Genomic DNA, 1,288 nt, shown 5'->3' on the forward strand with positions numbered 1-1,288 from the left:
TGATGCTAGCATGGAAAGTGGACACCTCATTGGAAGCACTAGATAATAAACAATAAGGAACAGAAGAGGTGTCCGACATGAGTGAGAACAGACAAAGATATAGTGACGAGTTTAAGGAGCAGACGGTGAAATATATTCAGGAACAGACAAAGAGCGTACAGCAGATTGCAGAAGAGTTAAATATCCCGGCAGGCACTCTACATCAATGGTTAGCTAAATACCGTAAGTTTGAGAATGAGCCGCTTGTAGATCGTGAGACGATCCGTCAGAGAGAACAGCAACTTCAGGAGCAAGAGCAGGAAATTCTCGATTTGAAAGAAGAAATAGCGATCCTAAAAAAGGCCATGCACATCTTCAGCAAAGAAAAGAACTAAGGTTCCAATTCATCGAAGATCATCGCTCTGAATTTCGAATGGAGAAGATGTGCAAAATCTTGTGCGTATCAAGGAGCGGCTATTACAAGTGGATTCAAACGAAAGTCGATGAGAACAGCTACCAGCAGCGTCGAAAGGCACTATTCGCGCGTATCATCTGGTTTTTCTTAGACTCCAAATGTCGGTATGGTAGCCCTAAAATCACGAAGCTTCTTCAGAGAGAAGGTTGGGTGGTTTCTGAGCGCCTGGTTGGTATTCTCATGAGTGAGAACGGTCTTCGCTCGTGTGTTTCTAAGAAATTCCGAGTAAACACAACCGACTCCAATCACACGTTGCCCATTGCTCCAAACGTCTTGAATCAAAACTTTCATACGACCGCACCCAACAAGGTTTGGGTCACTGACATCACGTATATCCCATGTCGTGCAGGGCGCATGTACCTTGCTAGCGTCCTTGACCTGTTCACACGAAAGATCGTAGGTTGGAAACTCGCAGATCGAATGACGGCTGAATTGGTACTTGATGCATTGGATCAGGCCTATGCCTCTCAACAACCGCCGAAAGGGCTTATACACCACTCTGATCGAGGCTCACAGTACGCATCGGAGACATACCGTGAACAACTAGAGAAGTACCATATGAAAGCCAGTATGAGCCGTAAAGGCAACTGTTATGACAATGCCTGCATTGAATCTTTTCACAGTGTACTTAAGAAAGAGTTTATTTACTGTACGAAATTTCATACAAAGGCTCAGGCGCAGCAAGAAATCTTTGAGTACATCGAGCTCTTCTACAACCGGAAGAGAATACATGGGTCTTTGGGTTACCTATCTCCAGAGCAGTTTGAAGCTCTGTACAAAAAAAGTATTAGCTAATTGCTCTTATTTAGTGTCCACTTTCTTGACTGAGGTCCA

At 44.2% G+C, this 1,288-nt stretch carries 1 protein-coding gene and 1 pseudogene; both read left to right on the plus strand.

Annotated features, from left to right (window positions below):
* The first annotated feature begins 77 nt into the window (after window positions 1–77).
* Window positions 78–374 carry a transposase gene (locus DFP97_RS31275; RefSeq protein WP_220271213.1) on the plus strand — a complete coding sequence of 99 codons (297 nt, stop codon included), beginning with the start codon at window positions 78–80 and terminating at the stop codon, window positions 372–374.
* Window positions 368–1,249 (plus strand): annotated as a pseudogene (locus tag DFP97_RS30360) (IS3 family transposase); the annotation flags it as partial. The gene DFP97_RS31275 and the pseudogene DFP97_RS30360, both read left to right, overlap by 7 nt.
* Between the last annotated feature and the right edge of the window lie 39 nt (window positions 1,250–1,288).

Origin of the sequence: Paenibacillus prosopidis (assembly GCF_003337375.1) — a bacterium.
Taxonomy (GTDB): domain Bacteria; phylum Bacillota; class Bacilli; order Paenibacillales; family Paenibacillaceae; genus Pristimantibacillus; species Pristimantibacillus prosopidis.